This window comes from Peptoniphilus sp. oral taxon 836 str. F0141, assembly GCF_000179335.1.
Taxonomy (GTDB): domain Bacteria; phylum Bacillota; class Clostridia; order Tissierellales; family Peptoniphilaceae; genus Peptoniphilus_A; species Peptoniphilus_A lacrimalis.
This window is the reverse complement of the sequence record NZ_AEAA01000004.1, coordinates 21831-29966: the sequence shown is the minus strand read 5'-3', so window position 1 is coordinate 29966 and position 8136 is coordinate 21831. Positions and strand designations below refer to the sequence as shown.

The following is an 8136-nucleotide window of genomic DNA, read 5'->3' as shown; positions in this document are numbered from 1 at the left end:
AAAAGTTTTTTAAAGAGATATAACTGTCTTAGACAGCTTTTATAGTCTAACATTTATAAAATGATTTGTCAATGTTTTTTATAATAATTTTTGTCCAAACAAACTTTTAGCAATATCTATTGCAAGTACTGATGTTTGACTTTTTATATCCAATAAGGGATTAACTTCAACTAAATCTACACTTGTTATTAAATCGGATTTAGATAAAATTTCTGTCAATAGGAAAATTTCTCTTGGGGTTAGACCTCCGTTTTTTCTAGTTCCTGTACCAGGAGCATATATCGGATCCACAACATCTATATCTAAGCTTACGTGTATGTGGTTTGTTTTTTCATTTAAATATTTCAGTGCTTCTTTTGTAACTTTTCCTATAGAGTATTCATCTATTTCCTGTAAACTGAAGGCTTTTATGTTATAGTCTTTTAGTACTTGTCTTTCTTCCTTGTCTAAATCTCTTAAACCTATATATACTAAATTTTGGCTTTTTAAGAAATTTTTATTTTGTCCTATGTTCGATAATTCTTCGCATGCGAGTCCCATAATTGCAGATAAACTCATGCCATGAATATTTCCTGAAGGCGATATTTTTTCGTTATTTATATCACCGTGTGTGTCTATCCATATTACTCCTAAATCTGGATAATTGTTTAATGCAGCTTTTACTGAACCTATAGCTAATGAATGATCTCCTCCCAGTACTAGGGGTAAATTTTTATTTTTTATTATTTCATCCACTTTGTTATATAATTTTGTGCAGGATTCTTTTACTATCTGATAATTTTTTAAATTCTTAGGACCTATTTGGTCTTCGTAGCTATTTGATACTTCTATATCTCCTAAGTCTTTAATTTCCAAATCTAAACTTTTTAGCTCTCTAATAAGTCCATTTAGTCGCAAAGCGCTAGGTCCTAATCTAGCTCCTCTTATTGAAGCTCCCATATCTAATGGTAGCCCTATTATTGATATTTTTTTGTTCATAAGTACCTCTATTTTTCATTATATTTATTAGATTATATGATTATTACTTATTTAATGTCAATTATGTTTTCATAAAAAAAGATCGACATATTTTATGTCGACCAGCTATAAATAATCATTAAGATATTAATCTTACTTTGTAGTTTAGTGATTCTATCATTTTTTTATCATCATTTATTGTAACACCATGTGTTGTTAACATATCTCCTGTTATGGCAGCATTGGCTCCAGCTTCAAATGCACTTTTGCCAAGTCCAGCCATATTTGCACGACCACCTGCCAATCTTAGGGTGGCATCAGGTATTACAAACCTAAAAACAGCTATAGTTCTATTTATTTCTTCTTCTGATAAAATTTCATTATTTTCTAAAGGAGTGTGAGGTATTGGGTTTAAAACATTAACAGGTATTGAATTAACTTCTAGTTCTTTTAATTGATATATCATGTCGAGCCTATCTTCTCGTGATTCTCCCAATCCAATTATTCCACCGCTGCATATTTCCATATTCGCTTTTTTAGCAGCTTTAATTGCCTTTATTTTTTGATCATATAAATGAGTTGTACAAATACTTGGAAAAAAATTACGTGATGTTTCTAGATTATTATGAATTCTTGTTACCCCTGCTTTTTTTAACTTTTCAAATCCCTCTTCATTTATAAGACCACCAGAGATACAAACCTCAACAGGAACTTGTCTGTGTATTTCTTCAACAATTTCGCATACATTATCTATATCTTCACTGCTAAGGTTCTTTCCACTTGAAACTAATGAATATCTCGGTACACCTTGATTATATTTATCTATAGCATCATTTACTATTATATCTTTACTTAATAGGCTATATGTTTTAACATCAGTATTGTAGAAAGCTGATTGAGCACAGAACTTACAATTTTCTGGACATCTACCACTTTTTGCATTTATTATAGTGCACATATCAAAAGAATCCCCACAAAATTTTTCCCTAATTTCTTTAGATGCTTGTATCAACTCCTTATAATCAGCATTATATAAAAATCTTGCATCTTCTCTAGTTATTTCATATCCATCTAGTACTTTATTTTTTAAATCTTCAACAGTTATTTTTTCCAAAACTTGCATTTTCTCAACTCCTCAAAAGTATTATACTTACTTAAGAAAAGATTGTCAATGTATTTTCACGATAAGGTTAACTGTATTTTTCAAATACTCCTAAACAAATGGGCTTGTTTTCAGCTCTCCATTTTTTCTCATATTCTGTTTCTATATTTAATGGATAATCTTCTTCCTTCATGTTAAAATCACTAATTAATCCAACAAATTTTTGCTCTTGGAAATATTTTAATGAGTCCTCAAAAAATTCCTTGTGATCTGTTTTTAAATATATTTGCGAACCTTCTTTTAAAATTATTCTATATTTTTCGAGAAAATCAGGATAAGTTAATCTTCTTTTTTGATGCTTTAGCTTTGGCCATGGATTACAAAAGTTAATGTATATTCTTGAAACTTCATCTTCACCAAAATATTCAAGTATATCTTTGGCATTAATCGGTAAAGCTATTACATTTTTAAGATTGTAATCTAAAATCTTTCTTGTAGCATATATGAAAGCATTTGTTTCCATTTCTATCATAATATAGTTGATATTAGAATTTTCTAATGCTGATGTTGCGGTAAAAGTACCCTTTCCAGCACCAATTTCTAAATATATATCATTATCATTTCCAAAAACATCCTTCCATTTACCCTTATATTTTTTTCCATCAAATATTACATAAGGATTTTCTTTCATTTCAGGAATTGCAAAATGTTTTTTTCTTAATCTCATAAACCACCATAAAATACGGTTTCCCGCTACCCTTTCCAATAAATATTTATTAATTATAAACTGATATAGCCCCTAAGTCAAATTAAATTATAAAGATAATTATATTAATACATTTTATAAGATTATCTTTAAAAATCTTATACTAAGGTTAAATTGCTTATTATTATAATGAATTTTTATAAATAAACATTAAAAAACCACCTTACACCATTTTTTACTTTAATAAGTAAAACACAGTATAAGATGGTTTTAAATATGGGGTGGATAGTGGGAATCGAACCCACGATCTTCAGGACCACAATCTGACGCCTTAACCAGCTAGGCCATACCCACCACATAAGAGCATATTTATAATAACAAAATGTTATATCTTTGTCAAGACTTCATATTAATTCCGTAAAATATTTTTTTAGATTTTCTAAAGCTTTGGCTCTGTGACTGATTTTATCCTTTTCTTGAAGAGTCATTTGTCCAAAACTGATATCATATCCTTCAGGTATAAATATTGGGTCATAACCAAATCCATTGGCACCTTTTTCTTCTTCTGATATATGACCTTTACATACTCCTTCCAAAAATTTAATATTTTTATTGGGGTCAATTAAACATAGAACTGTTTTAAAATATGCCGACCTGTCATCTTTGTCCTTTAAGTTATTTAATAACTTTTTTCTATTTCCCTTTTCGTCATGATCTCCAGCATAACGAGCAGATTTTACTCCAGGCTCACCATGTAGCGCATTAACAAATAGCCCCGTGTCATCAGCTAGTATATATGCATCTGTCATTGAGCTTAAAGCTTTTGCCTTTAATTCCGAATTTCCTTCTAAGCTATCTTTATTTTCTTCAACTTCAAGATTAGATGCACCAATTTCTTTTTTTGACAATATTTCTATGTCAAGTTCTTTTAATACTTCTTTTATTTCTTTTAATTTATTTTTGTTGTCTGTTGATACAATTAATTTCATATATATTCTTCCACAATTTCCATATATTTAAAAATGTCTTTAATTCCTATTTGAGCAAATTTTAAAAATTCTGCCAATTCTTCTGTCGTAAAGGTATCCCTTTCGCTTGTTCCCTGAATTTCAATTATTTCAAATTTATCATTCATTACTAAATTCAAATCCACATCAGCATTTGAATCTTCTTTATAGTCTAAATCAACTAATTTTATCCCTTTTACCTTACCGACGCTTATTGAACCTACTTTACATTTTATGGGATTTACCTCAAGTTTTTTATTTTTTAGTGCTTTATTTACAGCCATTTCTAAAGCTATATAAGAACCGTTTATTGATGTAGTTCTAGTTCCTCCATCAGCATTAATTACATCACAATCAAGCCAAATTGTCCTTTCCCCCAAAGCCTTTAGATCTACAGCTTCTCTTAAGCTCCTTCCTATAAGTCTTTGTATTTCAGTTCCTCTGCCATCCTGTTTGCCTCTAGAAATATCTCTTACTTTTCTTATAACAGTTGAACCTGGTAGCATTGAATATTCAGCCGATACCCAGCCCATTTCCTTGCCTCTCAAAAAAGGTGGAACTTTTTCTTCTATTATTGCAGTACAAACTACTTTTGTATTTCCACATTCAATAAGAACTGAACCATCAGCATTTGGTACAAAATCAGGACTTATTTTTATTTCTCTAATTTCACTATTTTGTCTGTCTGTTCTCATAATACCTCTATTAATATTTTACATACTTATCAATATAACTATATATACCATTATATAGACCATTAACTAATTTATCTATATAATCATCGTCTGTTAAATTGCTTAACTCTTCATCATTTGAAATAAAACCTAATTCAGCTAACGCTGCAACTGTTTTTGTTTGATTTAAGACAATAATAGCTGGTCTATTTTTTATTCCACGATTTACAGCTCCAGTTTCCTTTAATAAAGCTTTTTGTAATTCTTGAGCAAAATGTTTTTGAACTGTAGATTTTATCTTAATATTTTTTTCTGAAGCATATAAAACTTCTATTCCACTTGCATTAGTATTTTCAGAAGAATTAATATGGATTGAAAGGAAAATATCAGCATTTGTTTCATTTGCCAAACTTGCTCTATCTTGTAACTTAATAAATTCATCTCTTGTTCTTGTAATACTTACATCCATTCCATCTTCTAAGAGCCTATTATAAAGTTTTGTAGCTACTAATAGGGTTAAATCTTTCTCGTGGACTTTATTATCCTTTGAGTTAGCTCCGCTATCTTTACCTCCATGTCCTGGGTCTAAAATAATTCTTACTTTACCATTTACATAAAGATTTTCATTAATGACCTGTTTCTTTTCCATATCTTCAGAGTCAAGACCAACTGCTTTTAATGCTGATTCACTTTCATCTTCATAAATTTTTTCTGTTAAATATTTAGTTTCTTTAATTTCTTCTTTTGATTGATATTGATTCTTAACTATGGAATTAATATTATTTAAACTATTTTTTTCAGATTTTTTTGTTTTAGTCTTTTTAGTTCTATTTTTTTTATTATCTTTCTTTTTTATATTTGTTTTTTTATCATTTTTATTTGTAGTATTATCTTTCTTATCTACTAATTTTTTCTCATCCTTATCCATAATTGAGTCGGTTTTATAAGAATTTACTTGTGCTAAGAACTTATCTTGATCCCAAGATACATCATATCCAAAAGTTTCTGATAAAAACCTGAGGGGAACCATGGTTTTTGTTCCTTTAGCGTCAATATAATCTACTAGGGCAGGTACAGAATTTTTATCAATTTTAGTTTTTTCATCATTTACAAATACTATAGAAGATCCTATTTGCAGTTTTATATTTTTATCATTCATGCTGATCAAGGCAGTTTTTTTCACATTGTCCCATAAAACATCAGCACCTAAGGCTTCTGTAATTTCTCTAATTGGAACAAAAGTCCTTCCATCTTTAACATATGCATTATAAGTTGTTTGTAAATCTTTACCATCAATCTTAACATTGCAGGAATTTACATTGTAGTTTTTCTTCTTAATTTTTACTGGAAAACTATTTTTAGCACTTGTGGATATTATTAACATTGCAAAAACGGTTAAAATTAATAATAATTTTTTCATTTTATCCTCTAATTTATATTATTTTATAAAGTTCATCACTTGCAGGTTCAGGGATTTCTATTTTTTTGCCATTATCAATTAGAATTTTTTTATCCTCTTCTGTAACTTTACCTATTTGCGTAATTTTTATATTTTTTTCTAAGCATACTTTTTTATAAGCTTTAAAATCTTCTTCATTAAAAACCATAAGCATAGAGCCTGAAGATATTAGTCCATACATATTTATATTATAATGACTTCCTATTTTTTTTGTTACATCTTTTACAGGTATTTTGATATTATCTACTTCTATACCCTTACCAATAGCTTCAGAGCATTCCCATAAAGCTCCGTATATTCCACCTTCTGTTACATCATGCATATATTTAACATTAAAATCTACTGCAATTTTTGCCTCTCTTAAAACTGATAGGTCTTTTATATCTATTGACTCTTTTCTTAATTCATCCTCGCTTAAAAATTCATTACCTTTCTCTTCCAAAATAATTGAAGTTCCTTCAAGTCCTATATCCTTAGAAACAGCAATTACATCTCCAACTTTAATTGAGGATATGTCGGGCATTTTATTTTTATTTACTCTTGCTATGACAGTAGTTGTCAAAACAATTTTATTTACAGCATCCGTAACTTCTGTATGACCACCAATTATTTCTAAATTATTTTGTCGGCACGCTCTATCTGCATCCTCCATAATTTTGTTTAGGTCTTCAAGTTTAGATTCCGCTGGCAATAAAATACTAATTAAAACACCCACAGGGTCTGCTCCTTGGCAAGATACATCATTAACTGAAATATTTATTGCCAAATAGCCTAAATTTTTATTAGCTCCAGTAATAGGATCAACAGATGTAACAATCAAATCTCCATTAAAATCTAAGACTGCTGTATCAATCCCTATTGATGATTTTGTTAAAACTTCTTTTCTATGTGCATTTATATTTTTAAAAACATATTTTTCTAAATCATTATTTGATACTTTTCCAATTTCCAATTATATCACCTCTATATACTAATCATTTTTTAGCTTTATTTCAAATTTGTAAAGTCCATCTTCTAAAGTCAAATTTTTGTCAATAATCGTATATTCATCAAAAACTGATAAATTATCCTTATTTTGAGTAACTCCCTTAACAATAATAAAATCTTTACCATAAATATAATCAGTAAAAAGCAAGTCCTTATTTTCAAGCTCTTGTATTTTTATAATTTTTGATAAAAACTTTTCATTAGCTGACTGTTGAGAATCACTTGAAAGGTCCTGATTAACTTTTTGTTCATGAATAGGTTTTTTATTAATTTTTTCAGAGAGTTTTGAAATATCTCTGTCTAACTTATTAATATATAATAAATTAGCAAAAATTAAAAGTAAAAAGACAAATGTTATACATAAGGGTTTCCAATTTATATCCTTTTTACTTTTGGATTTATATGAAAAATTCTCTAATTTATTCAATAGATATATATATTTAATTTTATTTAAATCTAAATTATCTAATATATCAGCTTGACCTAATATACCTGTGAAAAATACGGGTTTATTTGATGTGAAAGAAGTAATTTTATTTTTATAATTGCTTAAAATATTAATTAATTTTAAAGAAAAATCTTCATCAATAGTCTGATTTATTTGGTCATATTTACCCATTAGTATATTTGTAATATTTGGAGTTTCAAGCTTATTATTTTTAAAAAGACCAAATAATTCAGGCATAAAAATATAATCAAATTTTTTCCACAGTCCATCTTTTATCTCAATAAAAGAAATCCCATCTAAATTAAAGTCAATATACTTACCATCTTCTTTAAAAATCCTATTTGCTGGCAAGATTTTAAATAAATTCAATTTAAACTTATCAAATATTTCTTCAAATTTACTGTAAAATTCTTTAGGAATAAGATATATAGATAGCTCCATAATATTATTATAGGTTTTGTAATCATAATTTATTATATAATCTTGCATATTTAAATTTCCGTAATCCTCTAAATCAAATTTAAGGAAATCATCTAAATCTTTTTCTTCTATTTTGGGAATCTTGTAATTAATATATTGAATATCACAATTTGTTACAAATAATATTACTTTTGTATTATTTGGAATTTCCATATCTTCAATATATTTTTTGAGTAAATAAAAAAAATGATGATAGTCTTCTACTCCTTTTAAAGAATATATGTCAATTGGTAAGTATTTAATTGCTGTCCTAGATTTATACTTTATATATAAGTATCCAGTTTTTAAATAAATATATAAATAATTCATAAAAACC

At 27.8% G+C, this 8136-nt stretch carries 8 protein-coding genes and 1 tRNA gene; all 9 read right to left on the bottom strand.

What is annotated here, in order from left to right:
• Positions 1-78: 78 nt before the first annotated feature.
• The 9 genes from rocF to HMPREF9131_RS00125 all read right to left on the bottom strand — a co-directional run bounded on the left by rocF (position 79) and on the right by HMPREF9131_RS00125 (position 8129).
• Positions 79-978 (bottom strand): arginase, encoded by a 900-nt coding sequence (rocF, locus tag HMPREF9131_RS00165; RefSeq protein WP_009344695.1) that lies wholly within the window; start codon positions 976-978, stop codon positions 79-81.
• Between the two features lie 118 nt (positions 979-1096).
• Positions 1097-2080 (bottom strand): biotin synthase BioB, encoded by a 984-nt coding sequence (gene bioB / locus HMPREF9131_RS00160; RefSeq protein ID WP_009344691.1) that lies wholly within the window; start codon positions 2078-2080, stop codon positions 1097-1099.
• A 67-nt stretch (positions 2081-2147) separates the two neighbouring features.
• Positions 2148-2786: a tRNA (guanosine(46)-N7)-methyltransferase TrmB gene (gene trmB, locus HMPREF9131_RS00155; RefSeq protein ID WP_009344683.1), complete on the bottom strand. Its 639-nt coding sequence runs from the start codon at positions 2784-2786 to the stop codon at positions 2148-2150.
• A gap of 256 nt (positions 2787-3042) precedes the next feature.
• Positions 3043-3119 (bottom strand) — tRNA-His (locus HMPREF9131_RS00150).
• Between the two features lie 50 nt (positions 3120-3169).
• Positions 3170-3754, bottom strand: a complete 585-nt coding sequence (gene rdgB, locus HMPREF9131_RS00145; RefSeq protein WP_009344687.1) for an RdgB/HAM1 family non-canonical purine NTP pyrophosphatase — start codon at positions 3752-3754, stop codon at positions 3170-3172.
• Entirely contained in the window at positions 3751-4467 is a 717-nt protein-coding gene (rph, locus tag HMPREF9131_RS00140) for a ribonuclease PH (RefSeq protein ID WP_009344679.1), read from the bottom strand. Before rph ends, rdgB begins: the two co-directional genes overlap by 4 nt.
• Before the next feature lie 10 nt (positions 4468-4477).
• A complete protein-coding gene (locus HMPREF9131_RS00135) occupies positions 4478-5866 on the bottom strand; it encodes an N-acetylmuramoyl-L-alanine amidase (protein ID WP_009344680.1) in 1389 nt (462 codons plus the stop codon).
• Between the two features lie 13 nt (positions 5867-5879).
• Positions 5880-6857, bottom strand: a complete 978-nt coding sequence (locus tag HMPREF9131_RS00130) for an AIR synthase family protein (RefSeq protein ID WP_009344692.1) — start codon at positions 6855-6857, stop codon at positions 5880-5882.
• Positions 6858-6875: 18 nt separating this feature from the next.
• Positions 6876-8129, bottom strand: a complete 1254-nt coding sequence (locus HMPREF9131_RS00125) for a hypothetical protein (protein WP_009344697.1) — start codon at positions 8127-8129, stop codon at positions 6876-6878.
• Positions 8130-8136 lie beyond the last annotated feature (7 nt).

Excerpts from the sequence above, each read along its gene's own strand:
- rocF (WP_009344695.1), bottom strand. The coding sequence starts at position 978 with ATGAACAAAAAAATATCAATAATAGGGCTACCATTAGATATGGGAGCT.
- bioB (WP_009344691.1), bottom strand. The coding sequence starts at position 2,080 with ATGCAAGTTTTGGAAAAAATAACTGTTGAAGATTTAAAAAATAAAGTA.
- trmB (WP_009344683.1), bottom strand. The coding sequence starts at position 2,786 with ATGAGATTAAGAAAAAAACATTTTGCAATTCCTGAAATGAAAGAAAAT.
- rdgB (WP_009344687.1), bottom strand. The coding sequence starts at position 3,754 with ATGAAATTAATTGTATCAACAGACAACAAAAATAAATTAAAAGAAATA.
- rph (WP_009344679.1), bottom strand. The coding sequence starts at position 4,467 with ATGAGAACAGACAGACAAAATAGTGAAATTAGAGAAATAAAAATAAGT.
- HMPREF9131_RS00135 (WP_009344680.1), bottom strand. The coding sequence starts at position 5,866 with ATGAAAAAATTATTATTAATTTTAACCGTTTTTGCAATGTTAATAATA.
- HMPREF9131_RS00125 (WP_009344697.1), bottom strand. The coding sequence starts at position 8,129 with ATGAATTATTTATATATTTATTTAAAAACTGGATACTTATATATAAAG.